At 60.0% G+C, this 962-nt stretch carries 1 protein-coding gene; it reads left to right on the top strand.

What is annotated here, in order from left to right:
* The coding region (locus EOB59_RS34935; RefSeq protein ID WP_245486895.1) for an IS481 family transposase at positions 1-962 on the top strand (962 nt) is incomplete at both ends.

Raw genomic sequence — 962 nt, 5'->3', positions numbered from 1 at the left:
CACGACGACAGAGGCGGTCCGTCGAGCGATACAGCATAGTCAAGAGAGCCTGAGGGCGCTGGCGAAGCGCTACGGGGTCAACCAAAAGACTGTTGCCAAATGGCGGGAACGGACCTCGGTGGCAGATTTGCCGACCGGTCCGAGAGAGCCTAGATCGACAGTGCTCTTGCCCGAGGAGGAGGCCGTCATAGTCGCCTTCCGGCGCTACACTCTGTTGCCACTCGATGACTGCCTCTATGCCTTACAACCGACGATCCCACACCTGACGCGCTCATCACTGCATCGCTGCCTGCAGCGCCACGGCATCAGCCGCCTGCCGGACGTAGAAGGCGACAAGCCGGCGAAGAAGAAGTTCAAGAGCTATCCGATCGGCTACTTCCACATCGACGTCGCCGAGGTGCGCACAGAACAGGGCAAGCTGCACATGTTCGTCGCTATCGACCGCACCTCGAAATTCGCCTTCGTCGAACTGCATGAGAAGGCCACCACCGCCATATCGAGAGACTTCCTACTGCGCCTGATCGCGGCCGTGCCCTACAAGGTCCACACTGTCCTCACCGACAACGGTATCCAGTTCACGACGCCCGGCGCCGGCGGTTCGGCCGTGCCATTGATCAAGGAGGCCATCGCAAACGGCGAACGCTTCTGGGCCCATGCCTTCGAATACGCTTGCGCCACGAACGACATCGAGCACCGAACGACCAAGGCAAGGCATCCGTGGACCAACGGCCAGGTCGAGAGGATGAACCGGACTATCAAGGATGCAACCGTCAGGCGTTTCTATTACGAGAGCCACGACCAACTCCGCCAGCACCTTGCCGACTTCATCTCGGCCTACAACTTCGGTCGCAGGCTCAAGACCCTCAAAGGCCTTACGCCCTACGAGTTCATCTGCAAGGCGTGGGCGTCACAACCGGAACGCTTCAAACTCGATCCGCTCCAGCAAATGCCGGGACTAAACA

Source organism: Mesorhizobium sp. M7A.F.Ca.MR.176.00.0.0 (genome assembly GCF_004023165.1).
Lineage (GTDB): Bacteria > Pseudomonadota > Alphaproteobacteria > Rhizobiales > Rhizobiaceae > Mesorhizobium.
Note: the sequence above shows the minus strand (reverse complement) of the source record. Positions and strands in the feature narration are given on the sequence as shown.